General features: G+C 64.6%; 23 protein-coding genes and 4 tRNA genes. 15 read left to right on the forward strand and 12 right to left on the reverse strand.

Annotated elements, in window-relative coordinates:
- Positions 1-30 precede the first annotated feature (30 nt).
- Both CAG29_RS13525 and CAG29_RS13530 read left to right on the forward strand, forming a co-directional pair.
- Positions 31-2,982 (forward strand): DUF748 domain-containing protein, encoded by a 2,952-nt coding sequence (locus CAG29_RS13525; protein ID WP_085632269.1) that lies wholly within the window; start codon positions 31-33, stop codon positions 2,980-2,982.
- Positions 2,982-3,278, forward strand: a complete 297-nt coding sequence (locus CAG29_RS13530; RefSeq protein WP_085584245.1) for a DUF2845 domain-containing protein — start codon at positions 2,982-2,984, stop codon at positions 3,276-3,278. The genes CAG29_RS13525 and CAG29_RS13530 overlap by 1 nt, the downstream gene beginning before the upstream one ends.
- Before the next feature lie 433 nt (positions 3,279-3,711).
- On the opposite strand, the gene CAG29_RS13535 is transcribed toward CAG29_RS13530, so the two are convergent.
- Both CAG29_RS13535 and CAG29_RS13540 read right to left on the reverse strand, forming a co-directional pair.
- A complete protein-coding gene (locus tag CAG29_RS13535) occupies positions 3,712-4,068 on the reverse strand; it encodes a BON domain-containing protein (protein ID WP_085694643.1) in 357 nt (118 codons plus the stop codon).
- Between the two features lie 293 nt (positions 4,069-4,361).
- Positions 4,362-4,781, reverse strand: coding sequence for a pilin (locus CAG29_RS13540; protein WP_085584241.1), 420 nt, complete (start codon positions 4,779-4,781; stop codon positions 4,362-4,364).
- Positions 4,782-5,007: 226 nt separating this feature from the next.
- On the opposite strand from CAG29_RS13540, the gene pilB reads away from it, so the two are divergent.
- Genes pilB through yacG form a run of 5 tightly spaced genes read left to right on the forward strand, consistent with a single transcriptional unit; the run spans position 5,008 to position 9,619 of the window.
- Positions 5,008-6,708, forward strand: coding sequence for a type IV-A pilus assembly ATPase PilB (gene pilB / locus CAG29_RS13545; protein WP_085584239.1), 1,701 nt, complete (start codon positions 5,008-5,010; stop codon positions 6,706-6,708).
- A gap of 2 nt (positions 6,709-6,710) precedes the next feature.
- Entirely contained in the window at positions 6,711-7,928 is a 1,218-nt protein-coding gene (locus CAG29_RS13550; protein WP_085584236.1) for a type II secretion system F family protein, read from the forward strand.
- Position 7,929: 1 nt separating this feature from the next.
- On the forward strand, positions 7,930-8,802 hold the full coding sequence (locus CAG29_RS13555; protein WP_085656229.1) for an A24 family peptidase: 873 nt from the start codon (positions 7,930-7,932) through the stop codon (positions 8,800-8,802).
- Positions 8,799-9,422 carry a dephospho-CoA kinase gene (coaE, locus tag CAG29_RS13560; protein ID WP_085694644.1) on the forward strand — a complete coding sequence of 208 codons (624 nt, stop codon included), beginning with the start codon at positions 8,799-8,801 and terminating at the stop codon, positions 9,420-9,422. The genes CAG29_RS13555 and coaE overlap by 4 nt, the downstream gene beginning before the upstream one ends.
- Positions 9,419-9,619 carry a DNA gyrase inhibitor YacG gene (gene yacG, locus CAG29_RS13565; protein ID WP_085632277.1) on the forward strand — a complete coding sequence of 67 codons (201 nt, stop codon included), beginning with the start codon at positions 9,419-9,421 and terminating at the stop codon, positions 9,617-9,619. Before coaE ends, yacG begins: the two co-directional genes overlap by 4 nt.
- Positions 9,620-9,626: 7 nt before the next feature.
- Here the strand turns inward: yacG and CAG29_RS13570 are convergent, their stop codons facing one another.
- Both CAG29_RS13570 and CAG29_RS13575 read right to left on the reverse strand, forming a co-directional pair.
- Positions 9,627-9,842, reverse strand: a complete 216-nt coding sequence (locus tag CAG29_RS13570; protein WP_085584228.1) for a hypothetical protein — start codon at positions 9,840-9,842, stop codon at positions 9,627-9,629.
- A 65-nt stretch (positions 9,843-9,907) separates the two neighbouring features.
- Positions 9,908-10,597, reverse strand: a complete 690-nt coding sequence (locus CAG29_RS13575) for an energy-coupling factor ABC transporter permease (protein ID WP_085584226.1) — start codon at positions 10,595-10,597, stop codon at positions 9,908-9,910.
- Positions 10,598-10,821: 224 nt separating this feature from the next.
- On the opposite strand from CAG29_RS13575, the gene CAG29_RS13580 reads away from it, so the two are divergent.
- The 4 genes from CAG29_RS13580 to CAG29_RS13595 all read left to right on the forward strand — a co-directional run bounded on the left by CAG29_RS13580 (position 10,822) and on the right by CAG29_RS13595 (position 13,924).
- The gene (locus CAG29_RS13580) at positions 10,822-11,448 is read left to right on the forward strand and encodes a DUF1780 domain-containing protein (RefSeq protein WP_007959580.1); all 627 of its coding nucleotides are present in this window, start codon (positions 10,822-10,824) and stop codon (positions 11,446-11,448) included.
- A 143-nt stretch (positions 11,449-11,591) separates the two neighbouring features.
- Positions 11,592-11,765, forward strand: a complete 174-nt coding sequence (locus tag CAG29_RS13585) for a DUF3094 family protein (RefSeq protein ID WP_085584224.1) — start codon at positions 11,592-11,594, stop codon at positions 11,763-11,765.
- Positions 11,766-11,828: 63 nt separating this feature from the next.
- Entirely contained in the window at positions 11,829-13,127 is a 1,299-nt protein-coding gene (locus CAG29_RS13590) for an NAD(P)/FAD-dependent oxidoreductase (protein ID WP_085584222.1), read from the forward strand.
- Positions 13,128-13,516: 389 nt separating this feature from the next.
- Positions 13,517-13,924 (forward strand): hypothetical protein, encoded by a 408-nt coding sequence (locus tag CAG29_RS13595; protein ID WP_085584220.1) that lies wholly within the window; start codon positions 13,517-13,519, stop codon positions 13,922-13,924.
- A 73-nt stretch (positions 13,925-13,997) separates the two neighbouring features.
- Here the strand turns inward: CAG29_RS13595 and CAG29_RS13600 are convergent, their stop codons facing one another.
- From CAG29_RS13600 to rluD, 8 genes are all read right to left on the reverse strand, one after another.
- Positions 13,998-15,623, reverse strand: a complete 1,626-nt coding sequence (locus tag CAG29_RS13600) for a methyl-accepting chemotaxis protein (RefSeq protein WP_085694645.1) — start codon at positions 15,621-15,623, stop codon at positions 13,998-14,000.
- 169 nt (positions 15,624-15,792) lie between these two features.
- Positions 15,793-15,869 (reverse strand) — tRNA-Pro (locus CAG29_RS13605).
- 93 nt (positions 15,870-15,962) lie between these two features.
- Positions 15,963-16,038 (reverse strand) — tRNA-Lys (locus tag CAG29_RS13610).
- Positions 16,039-16,043: 5 nt separating this feature from the next.
- Positions 16,044-16,120 (reverse strand) — tRNA-Pro (locus tag CAG29_RS13615).
- Positions 16,121-16,129: 9 nt separating this feature from the next.
- Positions 16,130-16,205: transfer RNA gene (locus tag CAG29_RS13620), tRNA-Asn, on the reverse strand.
- Between the two features lie 295 nt (positions 16,206-16,500).
- Positions 16,501-19,065 carry an ATP-dependent chaperone ClpB gene (gene clpB / locus CAG29_RS13625; RefSeq protein WP_085584216.1) on the reverse strand — a complete coding sequence of 855 codons (2,565 nt, stop codon included), beginning with the start codon at positions 19,063-19,065 and terminating at the stop codon, positions 16,501-16,503.
- A 220-nt stretch (positions 19,066-19,285) separates the two neighbouring features.
- The gene (pgeF, locus tag CAG29_RS13630; RefSeq protein ID WP_085638855.1) at positions 19,286-20,023 is read right to left on the reverse strand and encodes a peptidoglycan editing factor PgeF; all 738 of its coding nucleotides are present in this window, start codon (positions 20,021-20,023) and stop codon (positions 19,286-19,288) included.
- A complete protein-coding gene (gene rluD, locus CAG29_RS13635; protein ID WP_085584315.1) occupies positions 20,020-20,982 on the reverse strand; it encodes a 23S rRNA pseudouridine(1911/1915/1917) synthase RluD in 963 nt (320 codons plus the stop codon). The genes pgeF and rluD overlap by 4 nt, the downstream gene beginning before the upstream one ends.
- Positions 20,983-21,132: 150 nt before the next feature.
- Between rluD and CAG29_RS13640 the strand changes: the two genes are divergently transcribed.
- From CAG29_RS13640 to CAG29_RS13655, 4 genes are all read left to right on the forward strand, one after another.
- Positions 21,133-22,149: an outer membrane protein assembly factor BamD gene (locus CAG29_RS13640; RefSeq protein WP_085584212.1), complete on the forward strand. Its 1,017-nt coding sequence runs from the start codon at positions 21,133-21,135 to the stop codon at positions 22,147-22,149.
- 128 nt (positions 22,150-22,277) lie between these two features.
- On the forward strand, positions 22,278-22,511 hold the full coding sequence (locus tag CAG29_RS13645) for a PP0621 family protein (RefSeq protein ID WP_085656231.1): 234 nt from the start codon (positions 22,278-22,280) through the stop codon (positions 22,509-22,511).
- Positions 22,501-24,090 carry a PAS domain-containing sensor histidine kinase gene (locus tag CAG29_RS13650; RefSeq protein ID WP_085656232.1) on the forward strand — a complete coding sequence of 530 codons (1,590 nt, stop codon included), beginning with the start codon at positions 22,501-22,503 and terminating at the stop codon, positions 24,088-24,090. The genes CAG29_RS13645 and CAG29_RS13650 overlap by 11 nt, the downstream gene beginning before the upstream one ends.
- Positions 24,087-25,430, forward strand: coding sequence for a sigma-54 dependent transcriptional regulator (locus CAG29_RS13655; protein WP_085632283.1), 1,344 nt, complete (start codon positions 24,087-24,089; stop codon positions 25,428-25,430). The genes CAG29_RS13650 and CAG29_RS13655 overlap by 4 nt, the downstream gene beginning before the upstream one ends.
- The last annotated feature ends 32 nt before the right edge of the window (positions 25,431-25,462 follow it).

Consider the following 25,462-nt stretch of genomic DNA (forward strand, 5'->3'; position numbering starts at 1 on the left):
CCATACTCCAAGGCACTCCGATTCAGACAGATGAAGCCGCACATGCCCAAAGGATTGATTCGCGCGATTGGCGCCCTGTTGACCGCTCTGGCCCTCTATAGCCTGCTGGGGTTTCTGATTCTGCCGGGCATTGCGTTACGGGTCGCCAACCAGCAACTGGCCAACTACGCCACCGTGCCGGCGCATATCCAGCGCATCGAACTCAATCCGTTCAGCCTTGAGCTCACCCTGTGGGGGCTGGTCATCGGCGAACCGGGCAAGGAACAGGTCGGGTTCGAACGCCTCTACGCCAACCTGCAGCTCGACAGCCTGTGGACAAAGGCCCTGCACCTGGCCGACATCGAACTGGACAAGCCCAAGACCGAAATCCTGTTCGCCAAGGACGGCCAGCTCAACCTGCTCGGCCTGTTCAAGCTTCCGGCCAGCGAACCCGCGCCGGCCGACCCCGACGCCAAACCGTTTCCGCTGCGCATCGACCGCATCAAGCTGGCCGGCGGCGCCGTGCATTTCGAGGACGCGCGCCCGAGCGAGCCGATCGAATTCCTCTACGACACCCTCGACTTCGAACTGAAGAACCTCAGCACCCTGCCCGAAGACAGCGCCGACATGACCCTGGTCGCCGTCGGCCCCGCCGGCGGGCGCATCGACTGGAGCGGCAACTTCAGCCTGATCCCGATCACCTCCGAAGGCACGCTGAAAATCACCGACGGCAAGATGAAGGCCTTCTGGCCCTACGTGCGCGACGCCGTGCCGCTGGTGCTGGAAGACGGCGTGGTCAGCCTCAGCACCGACTACAAGCTCAATCTGTCCAAGCAAACCGAACTGCTGCTGAACAACGTCGCCGTCAGCGTCGCGCCGTTCGCCATCAAGGCCCCGGACGGCCGTCCGCTGGCGAAGCTCGAACGCCTTGACGTCAGCGAGACCACGGTGGACCTGGCCAAGCAGCAGGTGGTGGTGGGCAAGATCCGCAGCCAGAAACTGGAGACCTGGGCCGCCCGCGAAGCCGACGGGCAACTGGACTGGCAGAAGCTGTTCGCCAGCCAGCCGTCCAAACCGGCGGCCAAGGCCGCCGCCGAACCCAAGACCGCGCCGGCCGCCGCCGATTCGCCGAAGGAACCGGCAGCGCCGGCCAAGCCCTGGCAAGTGCTGCTCAAGGACGTGCAGCTGCGCAATTACCAGGTGCACCTGGCCGACCGCCAGCCGCAGCCGCCGGTGGCCCTGGAGGTCGGCCCGCTGAACCTCGACCTGCAGAACTTCGACAGCCTCAACGGTTCGCCCTTCAACCTCAAGCTCGACACCGGCCTGGGCAAGCAGGGCAAGATCAGCGCCGACGGCGTGGTCAACCTCGCGCCGGTCACCGCCCAGCTCAACGTGAAGACCCAGGACATCGACCTGCGGGTCGCCCAGTCCTACATCACCCCGTTCATCCGCCTGGAACTGCGCAGCGGCATGCTCGGCAGCGACCTGAAGGTCAACCTCAAGAGCACCGAACCCCTGGCGCTCAGCGTCACCGGGCGTGCCCAGGTCGATCAGCTGCACACCCTCGACACCCTCAAGACCCGCGACTTCCTCAAGTGGCAGCAGGTGGTGGTGGAGGGCCTGAACTACCAGCACGGCGACAGCCTGTCCATCGACCGGATCAACCTGTTCCAGCCCTATGCGCGGTTCATGATCAACGATGACCGCACCACCAACATCGACGACCTGCTGGTGCCACAGCCCGCCGACTCGGCGGCGAAGCCGGCCGCCGCCAAGCAGCCGTCCGGAGGCGACAAGCCGCTGGGCATCCACATCGGCGCCATCGCGATCAACGACGGTTCGGCCAACTTCGCCGACTTCAGCCTGACCCCCAACTTCGCCACCGCGATCCAGCAGCTCAACGGCCAGATCGGCACCATCGACAGCCGCCAGGCTAAGCCGGCCAGCGTCGACGTCAAAGGCAAGGTCGACCGCTATGCGCCGGTGACCATCAAAGGTTCGGTGAACCCGTTCGACCCGATGGCCAGCCTCGACATCGCCACCAGCTTCAAGCGCGTCGAGCTGACCACCCTGACCCCCTACTCCGGCAAGTTCGCCGGCTACCGGATCCGCAAGGGCCGGCTCAACCTCGACCTGCACTACCTGATCACCAAGGGCCAGCTCAAGGCCGAGAACAAGGTGGTGGTGGAACAACTGCAGCTGGGCGAAAAGGTCGACAGCCCGGACGCCGTGAGCCTGCCGCTGAAACTGGCGATCGCCCTGCTCAAGGACGTGGACGGCAAGATCTCCATCGAGCTGCCGGTCAGCGGCGACCTGAACAACCCGCAGTTCAGCGTGATGCCGATCGTCTGGCAGACTTTGCGCAACCTGATCGTCAAGGCCGCCGCCGCGCCGTTCAAGCTGATCGGCGGCCTGGTCAGCGGCGGCGGTTCGGAGGACCTGGGCAGCGTGTCGTTCGCGCCCGGCTCCAGCGAGCTGAGCAAGGACGCCGAAGCGGCGCTGGTCAAGCTGTCCCAGGCGCTCAAGGAGCGTCCGGCCCTGCGCCTGGAAATCGAAGGCACCGCCGCCAAGAGCAGCGACGGCCCGCTCATCGCCGAGCAGCGCCTGGAGCGTGAATACCAGTACAACTACTACAAGATGCTCCAGCGCCGGGGCGACAAGGTGCCGGCCCAGGCTTCCTTGCTGCAGGTGCCGGACGGCGAGAAAGGCCCGTTGCTCGAAGGCATCTACCGCACCCGCCTGAAGACCCAGCCACCAGCCGAATGGAAGGACCTGGGCAAGGAAGAGCGCACCGCGAAGATGCGCGAGGACGTGATCAAGTTCTGGAGCTCCAGCGACGTCCTGCTGCGCCAGCTCGGTCAGGACCGCGCCAGCAGCATCAAGGATTACCTGGTGGACAAGGGCCAACTGGCCGACGACCGGGTGTACTTCATCGACGCCAACCTCGGCGAAGCGGAAAGCGATGGCCGGGTGGTGACGCAAATGCATCTGGATGCCGAATGATGAACCGCAAATGGCTGCCCGCAATCCTCTTGGCGTTGGCCGCCGGCCAAGCGTCTGCGTCCGACACCCTGCGTTGCGGCAGCCAGCTGGTCAGCCTCGGCGACCGCGCCAGCGAAGTGCTGCAGAAATGCGGCGAGCCGCTGAGCCGTGATGTGCTGGGGTACAAGCGCAGCGCCAATCGCCGTGAGGAGTTCCAGGTCGAGGAATGGACCTACGGCCCGAGCAACGGCATGTACCAGTACCTGCGCTTCGAGGGCAACCGCCTGAAGCAGATCAACAGCAAGCGCGGCAACTGAAATCCCCCCTGTGGGCGATGTTGGCTGTGACGGCCTCATCGCTTGCAGGCACGCTCCCACAGGTTTTTGTGGTGAGCACAGAACTGCGGCCGCTGCTGAACCCTGTGGGAGCCGGCTTGCCGGCGATGGCGGCGGGTCAGGCAACACAGATGCCGCAGTGCCGGCCTCATCGCTGGCAAGCCAGCTCCCACAGGTTTGTTGTGAGCAATGAATCCGCCAGCATCGCAGATCCCTTGTGGGAGCCAGCCTGCTGGCGATGACGCCATCCCAGGCGATGCGGCATGCGTTGCCCCGAAACGAAACGGGCCCCGGCAATCAACCGGGGCCCGCAGTGGCCACATTCCTGTGGCCGTTCGCATGAACTTCAAGTGCGGCAGACGTATTGCACGGATCGCCTGTCGCGCCTCCTCCCGTCCAGGCGAGAAGCCTTGCCTTACTCGGCTTTGAGGCCGTCGGCGGAAACCGCCTTGACGCCTTTGATTTTCTTGGCGATCGCGACCGCCATCTCTTTCTGCGAATCGGTCACGGCGACGTCAGACGACAGGGACACCACGCCTTTGTTGGTTTCGACCTTGATGTCGGTGCCGGGAATGCCTTTTTCGGTGACCAGGTCAGCTTTGACCTTGGTGGTGATCCAGGTATCGGAAGTGGCTTCCTTGGCTTTGGTAACTTCGCCGGCTGCCAGCGTCATGGGCGCCTGAGCCGTCTGGGTGGACTGGGCGAATGCGCCGGTGGCCATGGTCAGAGTCAGCGCGGTAGCAGCAGCGGCAGTGATAGCGAACTTCTTCATACGAGTAACTCCTGTTTTTCTGGAAAGTCTGCTGCGCTTCTTGTCAGCAGGTTACTGGGGATATTGCGAACGCTGTGCCAACTCCACGACAAAAATAAATCGTTAAAAATCAATCAGTTATGAAAACACTCAGTTGACGGAATCATGCAATTTGCATGACCGCGATCCGTTCTGCATGCAACTTGCGGATTTCTGAAAAGTTCCTAAGGCACTGAAATAATTCAGGCTTTTTCCGCCGCCCGGAAAACAGAATGCCCCGCTAGGCGGGGCATTCGGGAGACGCAGCGCGACCCTCAGGTCCCGGTGCAGCCCTTCGGCGCGTAGTCCTGGGCTGCCGTGGTCGCGCAGCTCCAGCCGGTGGCGGCGGTGCGGGTCAGGGTGATGGTTTTGCCCAGCACCGGACCTGGCGCATTGGCCAGGGTGCAGGTGATGGTGCCGGCCCCGGTGGAGGCTGTGCCCGACGCCGCCAGCGTGCCGCAGTTGGACGTGGTCGCCGTGGCGCTGCCGGCCACCAGCGTCAGTGTCGGGTCGGTGCCTTGATTGATGGTGTCCTCGAACGGCACCTTCATGGCGCTGATCTCCGCCAGCCCCGCCGTCACTTTCGAACGGGCCTGGTACTTGGAGTACTGCGGCAGCGCGATGGTCGCCAGGATACCGATGATCGCCACGACGATCAGCAGCTCGATCAGGGTGAAACCTTGTTGTTTCTTCATAGACACGCTCCTTGCATGAGTCGGAATCTCATGGTCTGAACACGACTCAGCACAGCCCGTGCCAATCCCTTGCAGGCCCTGAAGGCTGGGCGCGGCGGCATGCCCAAGGCACGTCCTACAGCCTTGAACCGCAGTATCTGACACTTTTTGTCACCTGCACCCCACAGGTTTGGCGCTGTCACTTGTCTAGGCTATAAGTCATGAAATGTCTGCGTCCGGGATCCCCATGAATGACATCGCTCTGAGCGGTCTGGCCAAGCAACTGGTGCAGGCCGAACTGCTGACGGAAAAAAGTGCCCAGCAAGCCTGGCAACAGGCCCAGCGCAACCGCTTGTCGCTGGTCAGCTATCTGGTGCAGAACAAACTGGTGAAAAGCTGGCAGGTCGCCGAAATCGCCTCGGAGCATTTCGGCGTGGCCTACCTGGATCTCAACTGCCTGGACAAGGAAACCCAGCCCAAAGGCCTGGTCAGCGAAAAACTGGTGCGCCAGCATCACGCGCTGCCCCTGTGGCGCCGCGGGAACAAGCTGTTCGTGGGGATCTCCGACCCGAGCAACCAGCAGGCGATCAACGACATCCAGTTCAGCACCGGCCTGAGCACCGAAGCCATCCTGGTGGAGGACGACAAGCTCACCGACGCCATCGAGAAATTCTTCGACACCCACGCCACCGGCCTTGAGGAAATGGCCGACGTCGACCTGGACGGCCTGGACGTCGAGTCCGTCGACGACAGCCGGCAGGATGCCATCGGCGGGTTCGACGCCGACGATGCGCCGGTGGTGCGCTTCGTCCACAAGATGCTGCTGGACGCGATCAAGAGCGGCTCGTCCGACCTGCATTTCGAGCCCTACGAGAAGAACTACCGGGTGCGGATGCGCACCGACGGCATCCTGCGCGAAGCGGCCCGGCCGCCGATTCAGCTGGCCGGCCGGATCGCCGCGCGCCTGAAGGTGATGGCCAGCCTCGACATCTCCGAGCGCCGCAAGCCCCAGGACGGGCGGATCAAGATGCGCCTGTCCAAGAGCAAGTCGATCGATTTCCGGGTCAACACCCTGCCCACCCTGTGGGGCGAAAAGGTGGTGATGCGGATCCTCGACCCCTCCAGCGCCCAAATCGGCATCGACGCCCTCGGCTACGAGCCGGAGCAGAAAGACCTGTACATGGCCGCCCTCAAGCAACCCCAGGGCATGATCCTGGTCACCGGCCCCACCGGCTCGGGCAAGACCGTGTCGCTGTACACGGGGCTGAACATCCTCAACACCGTCGACATCAACATCTCCACCGCCGAAGACCCGGTGGAGATCAACATGGAAGGCATCAACCAGGTCAACGTCAACCCGAAACAGGGGATGGACTTCGCCCAGGCCCTGCGCTCGTTCCTGCGCCAGGATCCGGACGTGATCATGGTCGGCGAGATCCGCGACCTCGAAACGGCGGAGATCGCCATCAAGGCCGCGCAGACCGGCCACCTGGTGCTCTCCACCCTGCACACCAACAGCGCCGCCGAGACGCTGACCCGCCTGCACAACATGGGCATCCCCGGCTTCAACATCGCCACCTCGGTCAGCCTGATCATCGCCCAGCGCCTGGCCCGCAAGCTGTGCAGCCACTGCCGGCGTCCCGCCGAGATCCCCCGGGAGACCTTGCTCAAGGAAGGCTTCCCCGAGGAACGCATCGGCCATTTCACGCTCTATGAGCCTGCCGGATGCGACCACTGCAACGGCGGCTACAAGGGACGCGTGGGCATTTATGAAGTGGTGAAGAACACCGCCGAACTGCAACGGCTGATCATGGCCGAAGGCAACTCGCTGGAGATCGACACCCAGATGCGCCGGGACGGCTTCAACGACCTGCGCACCTCCGGCCTGATCAAGGCCATGCAAGGCATCACCAGCCTTGAGGAAATCAACCGGGTCACCAAGGACTGAACATGGCGGTCAAGGCAGCGAAAACCAGCGTGTATGCCTGGGAAGGCACGGACAAGAAAGGCGGCAAGGTGACCGGCGAACTGAGCGGGCAGAACCCGGCGCTGATCAAGGCGCAGTTGCGCAAGCAAGGGATCAACCCCGGCAAGGTGCGCAAGAAGTCCGCCTCGCTGCTCCGCTTCGGCCAACGCATCAAGGCCCAGGACATCGCACTGTTCACCCGCCAGATGGCGACCATGATGAAGGCCGGCGTGCCGTTGCTGCAGTCGTTCGACATCATCGGCGAGGGCTTCGAGAACCCGGCCATGCGCAAGCTGGTGGACGAGGTGAAGCAGGAAGTCGCCGCCGGCAACAGCTTCGCCGCCGCCCTGCGCAAGAAGCCGCAGCATTTCGACGAGCTCTACTGCAACCTGGTGGATGCCGGCGAGCAGTCCGGGGCCCTCGACACCCTTCTGGAGCGGGTCGCCACCTACAAGGAAAAGAGCGAAAGCCTCAAGGCCAAGATCAAGAAGGCCATGACCTACCCCGCCGCCGTGGTGCTGGTGGCGGCGGTGGTCACCGGGATCCTGCTGGTCAAGGTGGTGCCGCAGTTCCAGTCGGTGTTCTCCGGGTTCGGCGCCGAGCTGCCGGCCTTCACCCTGATGGTGATCGCGCTCTCGGAATTCATGCAGCAATGGTGGTGGGCGATCCTCGCGGCCCTGGTCGCCGCCTTCTTCGGCACCCGCCATGCGCTCAAACGCTCCAAGGCCCTGCGCGACCGCCGGGACGCCTGGTTGCTGAAGCTGCCGCTGGTGGGCACGCTGATGTACAAGTCCGCCGTGGCGCGGTTCGCCCGCACCCTATCGACCACGTTCGCCGCCGGGGTGCCGCTGGTCGAGGCGCTGGACTCGGTGGCCGGCGCCACCGGCAACGTGGTGTTCAAGAACGCCGTGCTGCGCATCCGCCAGGACGTGGCCACCGGCATGCAGCTGAATTTCTCGATGCGCACCACCGGGGTGTTCCCCACCATGGCGGTGCAGATGACCGCCATCGGCGAGGAGTCCGGCGCCCTCGACGACATGCTCGCCAAGGTCGCCGGGTTTTACGAGGACGAAGTGGATAACATGGTCGACAACCTCACCAGCCTGATGGAACCGTTCATCATGGTGGTGCTGGGGGTGATCGTCGGCGGGCTGGTCGTGGCCATGTACCTGCCGATCTTCCAACTCGGCTCTGCGATCTGACATGCCCCTCGACGAACTGTTTGCCCTGTATCCGCTGGCCTTCGTGTGCACCGCCCTGTTGCTGGGGCTGGTGGTCGGCAGCTTCCTCAACGTGCTGGTCTGGCGCCTGCCGAAGATGCTCGAACGCGAATGGCGCCAGCAGGCCCGCGACATCCTGGGGATGCCCGGCGAAACGCCGCTGCCCACCTACAACCTGATGCTGCCGGCTTCGCAGTGCCCGCATTGCGCCCACCGCATCCGGGCGTGGGAAAACATTCCGCTGCTCAGTTACCTGTGGCTGCGCGGACGCTGTTCGGCCTGCGCCGCGCCCATCGGCAGACGCTATCCGCTGACGGAACTGGCCTGCGGCCTGCTCTCGGCCTTCATCGCCTGGCACCTGGGGTTCGGCTGGCCCGCGTGCCTGCTGACGGTGCTGACCTGGGGCCTGCTGGCGATGAGCCTGATCGACACCGAGCACCAATTGCTGCCCGACGTGCTGGTGCTGCCGTTGCTGTGGCTGGGCCTGATCGCCAACAGCTTCGGCCTGTTCACGTCGCTGCACGATGCGTTGTGGGGAGCGGTGGCCGGCTACCTGTCGCTGTGGTCTGTGTTCTGGCTGTTCAAGCTGCTCACCGGCAAGGACGGCATCGGCCACGGCGACTTCAAGCTGCTGGCGATGCTCGGCGCCTGGGGCGGCTGGCAGATCCTGCCGTTGACCATCCTGCTGTCGTCGCTGGTGGGTGCGGTCATCGGCATCATTCTGCTGCGCCTGCGCGACCGCAACGCCTCGACGCCGATCCCCTTCGGCCCCTATCTGGCGATCGCCGGCTGGATTGCCATGCTCTGGGGTGGTCAAATGACGGCCTACTATTGGCAGTTTGTCGGTTTGAAATGAATACCCCTGTGGAAAAACCCTGGATTCTCGGCCTGACCGGCGGCATCGGCAGCGGCAAGAGCGCGGCCGCCCAACACTTCATCGACCTCGGCATCCACGTGGTGGACGCCGACCATGCGGCACGTTGGGTGGTCGAGCCGGGGCGCCCGGCGCTGGCGAAGATCGCCGAACATTTCGGCCCCGCCGTGCTGCAGGCCGACGGTACGCTGGACCGCGCCGCCCTGCGCAAGCTGATCTTCGAAGTGCCCGAAGAGCGCCGTTGGCTCGAAGCGCTGCTGCATCCGTTGATCGCCGAGGAAATCGCCCATCACCTGGCGCTGGCGCAGTCGCCGTATGCGATCCTGGTCTCGCCGCTGCTGATCGAGTCGGGGCAATATGCGATGACTAGGCGGATCCTGGTGATCGACGCCCCCGAACACCTGCAGATCGAACGTACCCTGCAACGCGACCAGACCAGCGAGCAGCAGGTCCAGGCGATCCTCAAGGCCCAATCCAGCCGCGAGGACCGTGTGAGCCGTGCCGATGACGTGGTGGTCAACGACCGCGACCTCGCCTGGCTGCACAGCGAGGTCGAGCGCCTGCATCACTTTTACCTGACTTTATCCGGAGGCCAGCCATGAGCCAGACCCCAACCGTCAACTGCCCGACCTGCGGCGCCCCCGTGGAATGGGTGGCCGGCAACATCAACCGGCCGTTCTGCTCGGACCGCTGCAAACTGATCGACCTCGGCGCCTGGGCCTCGGAGGAACACAAGATCCCGGTCGCCCCGGACGCCGAGGATGAACTGTTCTCCGGCGACTTCGATCCGCGCCACTGACCCGCCGTCAGGGCCGCATGAAGCCGTAGTCCTGATCGTCGTCGAGGTTTTCCGCCAGAAAGCGCAACTCGTCGGCCAGGTCTTCGGCGTTGCGCACGGTCTTGCTCTGCTGCACCACCGCGCTGAGCAAGGCCCGCAGGCTCAGCCCCGGATCGAACCCCACCTCCTGCGCCATGTCCAGACTCTGACGCAACTCCTGCCTCGCCCACTCGTAAACGCTCATGCCGCTCGCTCCTGAAGGAATTCGAAGGAGCATGAAGGCACGACGGGCGGCGGATTTGATGTGGATCAAGACTTGGGGTCGTCGTCCTTCCAGGGCGCCGAAAGGTAGCGGGTGCGGTTGAAGGTCTCCAGCCATTCCGGGCAGAACACCACCAGCGCGCTGATCACCATGCCGTTGATGAACGCCTCGGGAAAGATCAGCAGCCACAGGTAGCCGATGAAGTCCTCCAGCCACTCCGGCAGGGCGAACAGGCCGTCGTACCACAGCAGCGCCAGGCTCGACACCAGGCACAGCAGCGCCGCCAGCGCAGCGGCGAAGAAGCCGGAGCAGAAGATGTACACGAACGGGTTGCGCGGCTGGGCGCGCTCGACCATCACCGCCACGCATTCGGTGACGAGCACCGGCAGCAGAATCAGCAATGTGCCGTTGACCCCCACCGCCACCAGATCCTGGCGCCCGAGCAACACCAGCCCGGCCTGCGCCACCAGCCCGCCGACGATCGCCAACGGCCAGTCCAGCAGCAACGTCACCGCCGTCATGCCGATGAAGTGGTACGACACGCCGGTGTCGAAGTCCCTGCGCACCAGCCACAGCAGGAACAGCGCGAACACAGTGCCGAACAGCAAGTGCTGACGCCGGCTGTCGCTGAACAGCTCGACCCACGAGGCGCTCCAGACCGCCCACAGCAAGACCGGCAGATAGATCAGCCAGCCCAAGGTCAGGCTCGTGGAAGACAGCAGTTCGGCACCGATCATGATTCCCTCATCCCTTGCGACAAATTCCCTGGTGGCAGCTGTGGCAGTCTACACCCCCACAACGCTGCTCAATGCAGGGCCTGCGCCCGCCGCAAACCCTGCGGGAGCCAGCCTGCTGGCGATGAGGCCCCCGCCGACGCATTTGCCGAGCAGGCTCGCGTCTGCCGAGGACGAACCGACGCAAATCTATCTGCCTGTCGCATTTGAACGCTAAGCTTGGGCCTATGGATGACTCAGACTACCTGCGCCTGCTGACCATCGCGGCCGAGCAAGCCAACGCCTTCCTGTCCAATGCCCGCAAATGGGAGCGTGAGCGTTGGGTCTGCCAGCGCCTGCTGCAAGGCCTGAACATCCCCTATCGGGCCGATGAGTTCGCCCCGGCCGGGGAGCCACCGGACGTATTGTTCCGTGACGCCAACTTCGAGGTGTTCTTCGTCCTCGACGAAGGCCGCCGGCTCAACGACGAATGGCGCGATGAACTGCAACGCCGGCGCAGCGCGTTTTCCCTGAGCCAACTGGTGCGCCGCGAAGCCAAGCCGCGGCGGATCCCGGCCAACGAGTTCCTCCTGCGCCTGGCCCCGACCCTGCGCAAGAAGGCCCACAACTACAAGGAACGCGGCATGGACCTGGGGGAGCTGGACATCATCGCCTTCGCCAGCCTCAAGCGCGAAGTGCTGGACCTGAACAGCCACTTTCCGCCGCCGACCGAGTACCTGCGCCAGGGCTGGCGCTCGCTGTCGCTGGTCGGGCCGACCTTCGCCCGGGTGCTGTTCGCCCACCCGGACGCGCCGGACTTCCTGCGCGGCAACCTGGGGCGCAGCATCGTGTTCGACGTCGGCATCAGCCTTTAGCCCTTGGCAGGATGGCGCAAACACCGGTCGGATGTTAAAAAAGCGCAATCATTCGCCCGGATGCCCTGCGCCGTTCAACGCGCGCAGGCAAACCGCTGTAACGTCTGCGCATCCAGCAACGTCTATCCCTGACGAGGCCTCACATGACCAGCCGCCTGAACCCCGATGACCAGAAGCATGTCGAAGAGTACCTGCAACTGTCCCAGCACCGCGTCGAGCGCCGGCCCTTCAGGCCGTGGATGCTCCTGGTGCTGGTGGTGGCGGTGACCGTCGGCCTCGGCCTGTTGAGCCGACTCATCAGTTACCTGACGCTATGAGCTGCCTTGCGCTCGCTCGGGTAACCACGACAACGATTTCCTTTAGCCTTGCGAGTTGTTCCCATGTCCCATCGTATTGTCATTGTCGGCGGCGGCGCCGGCGGCCTGGAGTTGGCTACCCGTCTGGGTAAGACCCTGGGCAAGCGCGGCACCGCCAGCGTCATGCTGGTCGACGCCAACCTGACCCACATCTGGAAACCGCTGCTGCACGAAGTGGCCGCCGGGTCGCTGAATTCCTCCGAAGACGAACTCAACTATGTCGCCCAGGCGAAATGGAACCACTTCGAGTTCCAGCTGGGGCGCATGAGCGGGCTCGACCGTGCCGCGAAGAAAATCCAGCTGGCCGCCACCTACGACGAAAACGGCATCGAACTGGTGCCTGCCCGGGAAGTGCCCTACGACTCCCTGGTGATCGCCGTCGGCAGCACCACCAACGATTTCGGCACCCAGGGCGCGGCGCAGCATTGCCTGTTCCTCGACACCCGCAAACAGGCCGAGCGCTTCCACCAGCAGTTGCTCAACCACTACCTGCGCGCCCATGCCGGCCAGAACGAAAGCGACGAGCAGATCAGCGTGGCCATCGTCGGCGCCGGCGCCACCGGCGTCGAACTGGCGGCCGAGCTGCACAACGCCGCCCATGAGCTGGCGGCCTACGGCCTCGACCGGATCAAACCGGAAAACATGCACATCACCCTGATCGAAGCTGGCCCGCGGGTGTTGCCGGCCTTGCCGGAACGGATCAGCGGCCCGGTGCACAAGACCCTGGAAAAGCTCGGGGTCAACGTGATGACCAATGCGTCGGTCAGCGAAGTCACCGCCGACAGCCTGATCACCGCCGACGGCAGCCAGATCAAGGCCAGCCTCAAGGTCTGGGCCGCCGGGATCCGCGCACCGGGCTTCCTCAAGGACATCGACGGCCTGGAGACCAACCGCATCAACCAACTGCAGGTGCTGCCGACGCTGCAGACCACCCGCGACGAGAACATCTTCGCCTTCGGCGACTGCGCCGCCTGCCCGCAACCGGGCACAGACCGCAACGTGCCGCCCCGCGCCCAGGCTGCGCACCAGCAGGCGTCGTTGCTGGCCAAGTCGCTGAAGCTGCGGATCGAAGGCAAGGCCCTGCCGGAGTACAAGTACACCGACTACGGCTCGCTGATTTCCCTGTCGCGCTTCTCGGCGGTGGGCAACCTGATGGGCAACCTGACCGGCACCGTGATGCTGGAGGGCTGGCTGGCGCGGATGTTCTACGTGTCGCTGTACCGCATGCACCAGATGGCACTGTACGGGCCGTTCCGCACGGCGATGCTGATGCTGGGCAGCAAGATCGGCCGGGGCACCGAGCCGCGCCTGAAGCTGCATTGATGCAACACCTGTAGGCGCGAGCCGGCTCGCGATGCGCTGATCCAGACGAGTTGATCTCGCCTGGACCGACACCATCGCGAGCAAGCTCGCTCCCACGCTGTGACCGCAGCCCCTGAATTCACCCACCCAACCCTGTGGGAGCCAGCCTGCTGGCGATGACGCCGGTGAAGCCGACGTTGGTCTGGATCAAACCCTCATTGTCCGACCCGCGCCCGAACCTCTGTTTCTCACTGTATCCCGTCCCCGCATTTCCCGCCTTCGCTTACAAACGCCCCGCCCCGCGACACAGTCGCGATACATCGGCGCCGCCTAATGGCCACACCCGAGCGCACCCGCGCCGGCAAATGCCCTTAACGCGTGGTTGCACTGAGCAACCGTAGGAGAATGCAATGTCCCGTACCTCGAAAATCGGCAAGAACTCCATTGGCCTGGTCGGCGCCGTGCTGGCCGGCGGCCTGATGCTGTCCGGCTCGGTGTTCGCCGCCCAGCCGCTGGCCCAGGGCTACATGGTCGCCTCGGCCGAAACCTCGGTGAAGACGCCGGAAGGCAAATGCGGTGAAGGCAAATGCGGCGATGCCTCGATGGCCAAGACCGACACCGATGGCGACGGCAAGGTGTCCCGCGCCGAGTTCCTTAAGGTCGCGCCGAAGTCCGACTTCGACAAGATCGACACCAACCATGACGGCTTCATCGACGAGCAGGAGGCGTACAACAACGTCAAAGCCAACTTCGAAGCCAACGGCAAGAAAATGCCCAAAGGCCTGTTCGAGCACCTGAAGGATCAAGACGGCGCCTGATTGCCCATCTGACGCCCGACACACAGCCGCGCGTTCTCCTACGAGAAGCGCGGCTTTTTCGTGCCCGCAGACGTCAGAGGCGGAAGCGTTGCACCATGCCCTGCAAGGCAGTGGCCAGTTGCGACAGTTCATGGCTGGAGGCGCTGGTCTGGTCGGCCCCGGCCGCCGAGCGCACCGACAGGTCGCGGATGTTCACCAGGTTTCGGTCCACCTCCCGCGCCACTTGCGCCTGCTCTTCGGCGGCGCTGGCGATCACCAGGTTGCGCTCGTGGATTTCGTGCACCGACGCCGTAATGGTCTGCAGCGCCTCGCCCGCCCGCTCGGCCAGCACCAGCGTCGTGGCGGCCCGGGAGGCGCTGGCCTGCATCGATTCCAGCGCCAGGCCCGATCCGCTGCGCATGCCCTGCACCATCTGTTCGATCTCCTGGGTCGATTGCTGGGTGCGATAGGCCAGCGCCCGCACCTCATCGGCCACCACCGCAAAGCCCCGTCCGCTCTCGCCCGCCCGGGCCGCCTCGATGGCGGCGTTGAGGGCCAGCAGGTTGGTCTGCTCAGCGATCGCCCGGATAACGTCGAGCACTTTGCCGATGTCCTGGGACTGGTCGGCCAGGGACTGCACCAGCTCGCCGGTGTGCTGCACTTCGCTGACCAGCGCATTGATGGCCTCGGCGGTCTCGCCGACACGCTCCTGCCCCAAGTGCGCCGATTCGCTGGACTGGCGCGTGGCGTCGGAGGTGGACACGGCATTGCGCGCAACTTCCTCCACCGCCGTGGTCATCTCGTTGACCGCCGTCGCCGCCTGTTCGATTTCATTGTTTTGCTGCTGCAGCCCCTGGGTGCTGTCGAGGGTGACGGCGTTCAGTTCATCGGCCGCGGTGGCCAGTTGCGTGGCCGAGCCGCTGATGCCCTGCAGGGTCTCGCGCAGGTTCTGCTGCATGGTCGCCAACGCCTTGAGCAGGCGGCTGACCTCGTCGTTGCCGTGGGCTTCGATCGGGCGGGTGAGATCGCCGCCGGCCACGCTTTCGGCGGCGTCCACCGCGCTCGCCAGCGGACGCACGATGCTGCGGGTCAGCAGCATCGCCAGCGCCACGGTGGCCAGCGCCGCCAGCACGATGAACAGGCTGACGATGGTGCGCGAGGTCTCGTAGTGTGCGGCGGAGTTCTGGCTCTCGGCGGCGACCTGCCGGGTGAACAGATCCGCCAGGTCGCTGAGCTGCTTGCCGGAGCCGTCGACCACGGTCTTCATGTCGACCAGCAGCAGCTTGGTCAGCTCATCGCGCTTGCCTTGTTCGGCGAGGACGAAGGATTGGGCGATGCCGGTGCGGTAGGCAGCGAAGGTTTTCTTGAACTGATCGTACAACTGCTGCCCCTCAGGGGTGACCACCAGCCTGTCGTAGGCGGCGATCTTCTCGCTCAGTTCCTTGTCGCGGGTGTCCATCTGGCTGCGGTAGGCGGCGACGTTCTTCGGATCCGGATCCAGTGCCATGCGCAAGGAGATGGTGCGGATGCGCAGCATGATCTCGCGGATCTCGTCACCGCCACGGATGCTCGGCAGCCATTGGGTTTCCACCGCGACCTCGCTGTCGCGGATGCTCGACATCTGCCCCAGCGAAAACACCCCGAGCAGCGCCACCAATACCGCGATCACAGCGAATCCCAGTGCGGCACGGGGAGCAATGTTCAACTGACGAAGCAACATGACGAACGCCCTTTTTCTTGTATTGGCCAGGTTAGGGGGCGAACGGCACGGCGGCCTGCCCCTCTTTTGCTAGCGGGCTATCGGCAAGTTGTACGATGACTTGAATGAAATTGCATTTCTGACGGGCAAAAAAAATCCCCGCATCTTTCGATGCGGGGATTTCTTTGTATGGTCGGGGTAAGGGGATTCGAACTCCTGACATCCTGCTCCCAAAGCAGGCGCGCTACCGGACTGCGCTATACCCCGGTAAAAAAAAGGCACCTTCGAAAGGCGCCTTCTGCGAACAGAGCTTTTGGCGTCTGATCTTAAGATTCGATCCCAGCGAACTGGTTTCAAAAATGGTGGGTCGTGTAGGATTCGAACCTACGACCAATTGGTTAAAAGCCAACTGCTCTACCAACTGAGCTAACGACCCAAATATGGTCGGGGTAAGGGGATTCGAACTCCTGACATCCTGCTCCCAAAGCAGGCGCGCTACCGGACTGCGCTATACCCCGGTTTGAAATTGGCTCCGTGACCAGGACTCGAACCTGGGACCCAATGATTAACAGTCATTTGCTCTACCGACTGAGCTATCACGGAACTACATATTTCAAGTTACAACAGTGAGGTTTGCCTCACCTCTGCCACCCGTTCGCATCGCTGCGTTCGTGTGTCTGAGGCGCGCTATTCTACAACCTAGAACACCTCTGTCAACCCCCTAAATTGCTTTCAAGTTAATGATTTGCAACTTATTTCGGTTTTCAGCTCAGTGAGCTGAAGCCCTGCGGGTGACTGACTGCGGGGCGCACTTTACAAGCCTTTTCCTTTGAGTTCAACAGCCTGGCGAAAAAAAAGGCCTCGCGATGGGCGAGGCCTTCTCTTTTGGCGCCGAGCGTCAGTTGAACGTGATCTCGTCGTTCTCCACCACGCCGGTCGCCGTTTCCCCCGGCATGAAGCGTCCGGACAGGATCAACTGCGCCAACGGGTTCTCGATCCAGCGCTGGATCGCCCGCTTCAGCGGCCGTGCGCCATAGACCGGGTCGTAGCCGACGGCAATCAGCTTGTCCATCGCCTCCGGGCTCAGCTCCAGCTTCAGCTCGCGCTCGGCCAGACGGCTGCGCAGGCGGCCCAGCTGGATCTCGGTGATGCCGGCGATCTGATCCCGCGCCAACGGTTCGAAGATCACCACTTCGTCGACCCGGTTGATGAACTCCGGCCGGAAGTGGGTGGATATCGCATCCATCACCGCCGCACGCTGGGCCTCGCGGTCGCCCACCAGTTCCTGGATCTGCATCGAGCCGAGGTTGGAGGTCATCACGATCACTGTGTTGCGGAAGTCCACCGTGCGCCCGTGGCTGTCGGTCAGGCGTCCGTCCTCCAGCACTTGCAGCAGGATGTTGAACACGTCCGGGTGGGCCTTCTCGACTTCGTCCAGAAGGATCACCGAGTACGGCTTGCGCCGCACCGCTTCGGTCAGGTAACCGCCCTCTTCGTAGCCCACGTAGCCTGGCGGCGCACCGATCAGCCGGGCCACGGAGTGTTTCTCCATGAACTCGGACATGTCGATCCGCACCATCGCCTCTTCGGTGTCGAAAAGGAATTCAGCCAGTGCCTTGCACAGCTCGGTCTTGCCGACCCCGGTCGGGCCGAGGAACATGAACGAGCCGCTCGGCCGGTTCGGATCCGCCAACCCGGCGCGGGAACGCCGCACGGCGTTGGCCACCGCCACCACCGCCTCGTCCTGGCCGATCACACGCTGATGCAGCAGGCTTTCCATCTTCATCAGTTTGTCGCGCTCGCCTTCGAGCATTTTCGACACCGGAATACCGGTCCATTTCGACACGACTTCGGCGATTTCCTCTTCGGTCACCTTGCTGCGCAGCAGCTGGTTCTCGCTCTTGCCGTGCTGGTCGACCATCTGCAGGCTGCGCTCCAGGTCCGGGATCACCCCGTACTGCAGCTCGGCCATGCGGTTGAGGTCACCCTTGCGCCGCGCCGCTTCCAGCTCCTGGCGGGACTGTTCGATCTTCTGCTGGATCTGCGCAGAGCCCTGAACCTCGGCCTTTTCCGAGTTCCAGATCTCTTCCAGGTCCGAATACTCGCGCTCGTGGCGGTCGATTTCTTCCTGGAGCTTCTCCAGGCGCTTCTTCGCCGCGTCGTCGCTTTCCTTCTTCAGCGCCTGGGACTCGACCTTCAGCTGAATCAGGCGGCGTTCCAGACGGTCCAGCACTTCCGGCTTGGAGTCGATCTCCATGCGGATGCGGCTGGCGGCCTCGTCGATCAGGTCGATGGCCTTGTCCGGCAATTGCCGGTCGGTGATGTAGCGATGGCTGAGCTTCGCCGCCGCGATGATCGCGCCGTCGGTGATCGCCACCTTGTGGTGCACCTCGTAGCGCTCCTTGAGGCCGCGCAGGATCGCGATGGTGTCCTCCTCGCTCGGCTCGTCCACCAGCACCTTCTGGAAACGCCGCTCAAGGGCCGCGTCCTTCTCGATGTACTGGCGGTACTCGTTGAGCGTGGTGGCGCCCACACAGTGCAGCTCGCCGCGGGCCAGGGCCGGCTTGAGCATGTTGCCGGCGTCCATCGAGCCTTCGCCCTTGCCGGCGCCGACCATGGTGTGCAGTTCGTCGATGAACAGAATGATCTGCCCTTCCTGCTTGGACAGTTCGTTGAGCAGCGCCTTGAGCCGCTCCTCGAACTCGCCGCGGTACTTGGCGCCGGCGATCAGCGCGCCCATGTCCAGCGACAGCAGGCGTTTGCCGCGCAGGCCGTCCGGCACTTCGCCGTTGATGATCCGCTGGGCCAGGCCTTCGGCGATGGCGGTCTTGCCCACGCCAGGCTCGCCGATCAGCACCGGGTTGTTCTTGGTGCGGCGCTGCAGGACCTGGATGGTGCGGCGGATCTCGTCGTCACGGCCGATCACCGGATCGAGCTTGCCGTCTTCGGCGCGCTTGGTCAGGTCGATGGTGTACTTGTCCAGGGCCTGGCGCGATTCCTCGTGGTTGGCGTCGTTGACCGCCTCGCCGCCGCGCAGGTTGTTGATGGCGTTCTCCAGGGCCTTTTTGCTCACGCCCTGGCCCAGCAGCAGTTTGCCCAGCTTGCTGTTCTCGTCCATGGCGGCGAGCAGCACCAGTTCGCTGGAAATGAACTGGTCGCCCTTCTGCTGGGCCAGGCGGTCGGCCTGGTTGAGCAGGCGCGCCAGATCCTGCGACATGTTGACGTCGCCGGTCGGATTCTGGATTTTCGGCAGTTGGTCGAGCTCTTTGGTCAGCTCTTTGCGCAGGCTGTTGACGTCGAAGCCCACCTGCATCAGCAGGGGCTTGATCGAGCCGCCCTGCTGTTCGAGCATGGCCTGCATCAGGTGCGCAGGCTCGATGCCCGGATGGTCGAGGCCGACGGCCAGGGATTGGGCATCGGACAGCGCCAACTGAAGTTTGCTGGTTAAACGGTCTATACGCATGGGGTCACCTTCCTTTTGAGCAGGTCGGATCTAGGAAACCATCCTGAATGAAGAAACCTGCCAGATACCGCTATAGATGTGGCCGATTCTGGAAGATTCAAGCGTCAGGGGTTTGATGCAGGTCAGACAAGCTTAGCGTGCGCCCGGCCTGGCCGATGCGTTTCCGTTTGACGGTAAGTTGCCGGCATTGAAAGGCGCGGCATGGCGCAAACCGGCGCCGTCAGACGGCGCCGCCTGGGCCCTCAAGCCACACCAGCGAGGCGAAGCGACCGGTGCGCGATGCGCGGCGATAGGAAAAGAAGCGCGGGTCGCTGACGGTGCAGAAACCGCCGCCGTACACCGCCGTGACACCCCGCTCGGCCAGACGCAGGCGCGCCAGCAGGTAGATGTCGGCCATGAACTTGCCGGCGTTTTGGCTCGGGACAAACGCGGCCGCCGCGGCGGGTAACTGATCGACGAAGGTTTCCCGCACTTCCGGGCCCACTTCGAAGGCCTGCGGGCCGATGGCCGGGCCGAGCCATACCAGCACGTCTTCAGGCGCGGTGCCCAGGGCGTCGAGGGTGGCCTCCAGCACCCCGGCAGCCAGGCCGCGCCAGCCGGCATGGGCGGCGGCGACGCGGGTGCCCGCGCGGTCACAGAACAGGGCCGGCAGGCAGTCGGCGGTCATCGCGGCGCAGGCGATGCCCGGCGTGGCGGTCCAACTGGCGTCGGCGGTGGCCACCACGGACGGGTCGGCGTGGGCCACGGTGGTGCCGTGGACCTGCTGCAGCCAGGCGGGCTTGATCGAAAAGTGATCGGTGAGGCGGCGACGGTTCTCGGCGACGTCCTGGGGGCGGTCATCGACGTGATCGCCCAGGTTGAGCGTGTCGAACGGCGCCTCGCTGACACCGCCCTCGCGGGTGGTGACACAGGCCTTGACGCTGGCCGGCGCGGGCCAGTCCGGCGTCAGCCAGTTCATCCGACGAACGCCTCGCGATCCTGCTTGAGCAGGGTCAGCAGCCAGACGAAGTCTTCCGGCAGCGGCGATTCCCAGCTCATGCGCTCGCCGGTGGTCGGGTGCTCCAGCTCAAGGAACCGCGCATGCAGGGCCTGCCGCGGGAAATGCTTGAGGGACTCGACCATGGTCTGGCTCGCGGCCGGCGGAATGCGGAAACGGCCGCCGTAGGCCGGGTCGCCGACCAGCGGGAAATTGATGTGCGCCATGTGCACGCGGATCTGGTGGGTGCGCCCGGTCTCCAGCTTCACCCGCACGTGGGTGTGGGAACGGAAGCGCTCCAGCACGCGGTAGTGGCTGACGGCCGGCTTGCCGCCCTCCATCACCGCCATGCGCTGACGCTGCTGGCCGTGGCGGCCGATCGGCGCGTTGATCTTGCCGCCGGCGGTCACCACGCCGATCACGATGCACTCATAGATGCGGCTGACGGTGCGGCTCTGCAGCTGCGCGACCAGCTTGGTCTGCGCCTGGATGGTCTTGGCCACCACCATCAGGCCGGTGGTGTCCTTGTCCAGACGGTGCACGATGCCGGCACGCGGGACGTTGACGATGTCCGGCACGTGGTGCAGCAAGGCGTTGAGCAGCGTGCCGTCGGCGTGGCCGGCGGCCGGGTGCACCACCAGGCCCGCCGGCTTGTTGATCACCAGGATGTCGTCGTCTTCATAGACGATGTCCAGCTCGATGTCCTGGGCCACCCACTCGCCCTGGGCTTCCTGTTCGGCGGTCAGCTCCAGCACCGAGCCGCCGTGAACGATGTCGCGCGGACGGATGACCGCGCCGTCCACGGTCAGGCGACCGTCTTTGATCCAGGCGGAAAGGCGCGAGCGCGAGTGCTCGGCGAAGAGTTGGGCGGCGACTTGATCGAGGCGTTGGCCGCCCAGTTCGGACGGCACCTCTGCGCGAAGTTCAATTTTATCGGACATGCTCGGACTGGCGTCGGCACAGCCTTTGGTTTCGGCTGCGCGCTTGTGGTTAAATACGGCTTCTTTTGCCCCGAGGCTTTTCAACGGGGCGCTCATCATAACAGGACGGTCCCGCCCAAGACAGCGGCCGTCATAGGGACGCAAGCCGCCATGCAAGTGAAACACCTGCTGCTGATCGCCATCCTCGCATTGACCGCCGCTTGCTCATCGAAGGAAGTCGTAGACGAAAACCTGAGCGAAGCCGAGCTGTACCAGCAGGCTCAGAAGGACCTGGACAACAGCAGCTACACCAGCGCCACCGCCAAGCTGAAGGCCCTGGAGTCGCGCTATCCGTTCGGCCGCTACGCCGACCAGGCCCAGCTCGAACTGATCTACGCCAACTACAAGAACGCCGAGCCTGAGGCCGCCAAGTCCGCCGCCGAGCGCTTCATCCGCCTGCATCCGCAGCACCCGAACGTCGATTACGCCTACTACCTCAAGGGCCTGACCTCGTTCGACCAGGACGTCGGCCTGCTGGCGCGCTTCCTGCCGCTGGACATGACCAAGCGTGACCCGGGCGCCGCCCGCGACTCCTACAACGAGTTCGCCCAGCTGACCAGCCGCTACCCGAACAGCCGCTATGCGCCGGACGCCAAGCAGCGCATGATCTACCTGCGCAACCTGCTGGCGGCCTACGAAATCCACGTGGCCGACTACTACCTGACCCGTCAGGCCTACGTCGCCGCCGCCAACCGTGGCCGCTACGTGGTGGAGAACTTCCAGGAGACCCCATCGGTGGGCGACGGCCTGGCGGTGATGACCGAAGCCTACCAGCGCCTGCACCTGGACGAGCTGGCGGCCTCCAGCCTCGAGACCCTGAAGCTCAACTACCCGAACCACCCGAGCCTGGTGGACGGTCAGTTCGTGCCGTCGGTGGCCGAAGCCGACAACCGTTCGTGGCTGAGCAAGGCCACCCTCGGCCTGATCGAGTCCCGTCCGCCGCTGCCGCCGGGAGAGACCCGCGCCAACCAGGACGTGCAGAAGCAGTTCCAGGACGCGAAGGACGCGATCCCGAACGAACTCAAGCCAAAAGACGAAAACGGCAACGTGATCGAAGAGCCGGAATCCGAGTCCGGCAGCTCCGACCGCTCGATCTTCAGCTACATGACCTTCGGTCTGTTCGACTGATCCACAGCAGTTGTACAAGAAAGGGAGATCTTCGGATCTCCCTTTTTCGTTGCCGCGTTTGACGGGGCTGTGCGGCCGACGGACTCCTTGGCTAAACTGCCGGATCATTAGCCGAAAAGCCGCCCATCATGCTTCGTTTACTGTTCTGGATCGCCCTGATCGCCGCCGCCGTCTGGCTCTGGCGCAAGATCAAGGCCCCCGCCTCCCCCGCCCAGTCTCCCCGCGAACAGGACGCCGCGCCCATGGTGCGCTGCGCCCATTGCGGCGTGCACCTGCCCCGCGACCGTGCCCTGAGCTTTGAGCAGCAGTGGTACTGCAGCCAGGCGCACCTGGAGCAAGGCCCCGGCTCCAGTGGTCGCTGAGACCGCCGACGCTTCCGGCAAGCAGGCCCAGCGCCTGCTGCGCCTCTATCATCTGTATCGCTTGAGCGTCGGCATCACCCTGGTGCTGCTGATTTCCAGCAACATGGACAACCGCCTGCTCACCTCGGCCGACGACGAACTGCTGCGCAGCGGCAGTTGGCTGTACCTGGTGCTGAACATCCTCCTGGTGGTGTTCCTGGAGAACATCCGCCGCCCGGCGCAGCTGTTCGGCCTGGCGCTGACCGACATCCTGCTGCTCTGCGGCCTGTTCTACGCGGCCGGCGGCGTGGCGAGCTCCCTGGGCAACCTGTTGATCGTCTCGGTGGCCATCAGCAATACCCTGCTGCGCCGACGGATAGGCCTGCTGATCGCCGCCGTCGGCGCCCTCGGCATCGTCGCCCTGAGCTTCCTGCTCAGTTTCGACCATCCCCTGAGCCCCAACGACTACCTCCAGGCCGGCACCCTCGGCGCCTTGTGCTTCGCGGCGTCCCTGCTGGTGCAGGGCCTGATGCAGCGCCTGGAGGTCAGCGAGCACCTGGCCGAACGCCGCGCCAGCGAAGTGGAAGGCCTCGAGGCCCTCAACGCCCTGATCCTGCAACGCATGCGCACCGGCATCCTGGTGTTCGACGAACAGCGCCGCATCCAGTTGGCCAACCACAGCGCCCAGGCCCTGCTGGGCCGACAGCACCTCGAAGGGCTGTTGATCGACGACTGCGCGCCGGGGCTGGTCGAACGCCTGCAACTGTGGCTGAGCAACCCCAGCCTGCGCCCCCAAAGCCTGAAGATGCCCGGGGAAGGCCCTGTGCTGCAACCGAGCTTCATCGCCCTGGAGCAGAGCCCGGGACGCCAGACCCTGGTGTTCCTCGAAGACCTCGCGCAGATCGCCCAACAGGCCCAGCAGTTGAAGCTGGCCGCGCTCGGGCGCCTGACCGCCGGCATCGCCCACGAGATCCGCAACCCGCTGGGCGCCATCAGCCATGCGGCGCAGCTGCTGGGCGAGTCCGAGGAACTCGACGGCGCAGACCGGCGTCTGACGCAGATCATCCAAGACCACTCCCAGCGCATGAACCGAGTCATCGAGAACGTCCTGCAACTGTCCCGCCGCCAGCAAAGCGAACCGCAGCGGCTGGATCTCAAGCCGTGGCTGGAGCGCTTCGTCGCCGAGACCCGCGAGCAGGCGACCGCCCGTCAGTCACTGCACGTGCACATCGGCGCCGGCGATTTGCGTACCCTGATGGATCCCGACCAGCTGACCCAGGTCCTCGACAACCTGGTGCGCAACGGCTGGCGCCACAGCGGCGCGCTGCACGAGCAGGCCGAAGTCTGGCTGGAACTGTCCCTCGACCCCGAATCCCGCCAGGCCGTACTGCACGTGCAGGACAACGGCCCGGGCGTGGCGCCCGACCAGCAGGCGCACCTGTTCGAACCGTTCTTCACCACCAGCAGCCAGGGCACCGGCCTTGGGCTCTATCTGTCCCGTGAGCTGTGCGAAAGCAATCAAGCGCGCCTAGACTTCAAACCACGCCAAGGCGGCGGCTGCTTTCGCATCACCTTTGCTCACGGACGGAAACAAAGTTGACTACGAGCCCACGGCAAAAAGTCCTGATCGTCGACGACGAGCCGGATATCCGCGAACTCCTGGAAATCACCCTGGGACGGATGAAACTCGACACCTTCAGCGCACGCAACCTGGCCGAGGCCCGGGCGCTGCTGCACCGCGAGGCCTTCAACCTGTGCCTGACGGACATGCGCCTGCCCGACGGCACCGGGCTTGAGCTGGTGCAGCACCTCCAGCAACGTTATCCACAGCTGCCGGTGGCGATGATCACCGCCTACGGCAGCCTGGAAACCGCGATCAACGCCCTCAAGGCCGGGGCCTTCGACTTCCTCACCAAACCGGTGGACCTTGCGCGCCTGCGCGAACTGGTCGCCAGCGCCTTGCGCGTGCCGGCGGCGGGCGGCGTCACGTCGATCGAACGGCGGCTGCTGGGCGACTCCCCGCCCATGCGCGACCTGCGCAAGCAGATCGACAAGCTCGCCCGCAGCCAGGCGCCGGTGTACATCAGCGGCGAGTCCGGCAGCGGCAAGGAGCTGGTGGCGCGCCTGATCCACGAACAAGGGCCGCGGGCCGGCCAACCGTTCGTGCCGGTCAATTGCGGGGCGATTCCGTCTGAACTGATGGAGAGCGAATTCTTCGGCCACCGCAAAGGCAGCTTCAGCGGCGCAGTGGAGGACAAGCCCGGCCTGTTCCAGGCGGCCCACGGCGGCACGCTGTTTCTCGACGAGGTGGCGGACCTGCCGCTGTCGATGCAGGTCAAGCTGCTGCGGGCGATCCAGGAAAAGGCCGTGCGCAGCGTCGGCGGCCAGCAGGAAACCGTGGTCGATGTGCGCATCCTCTGCGCCACGCACAAGGATCTGGACGCCGAGGTCGCCGCCGGACGCTTCCGCCAGGACCTGTATTACCGCCTGAACGTGATCGAACTGCGGGTGCCGTCCCTGCGCGAGCGGCGCGACGACATCGAAGCGCTGGCCGGCCAGATGCTCAAGCGCCTGGCCACCAGCACCGGCCAGCCCGTGGCGCGCCTGCACCCGCAAGCGCTCGAGGCCCTGAAGAACTACCGCTTCCCGGGCAACGTGCGGGAGCTGGAGAACGTCCTCGAACGGGCGCATACCCTGTGCGAGAACCGCATGATCGAAGCCGACGACCTGCGCCTGAGCGAGGGCAACTGCGCGGCCGAGGGCGGCCTCGCCGACCTGACGCAGATCGACAACCTGGAGGACTACCTGGAAAACGTCGAGCGCAAGCTGATCCTGCAAGCGCTCGAGGAGACCCGCTGGAACCGCACGGCGGCGGCGCAACGCCTGAACCTGTCGTTCCGCTCGATGCGCTACCGCCTCAAGAAACTGGGGCTGGACTGAGGCCCCTTATGGGAGCAACTGTCGTGTCCTGC

Origin of the sequence: Pseudomonas sp. B7(2017), from assembly GCF_002112745.1 — a bacterium.
In the GTDB taxonomy this organism is placed as follows: domain Bacteria; phylum Pseudomonadota; class Gammaproteobacteria; order Pseudomonadales; family Pseudomonadaceae; genus Aquipseudomonas; species Aquipseudomonas ekonensis.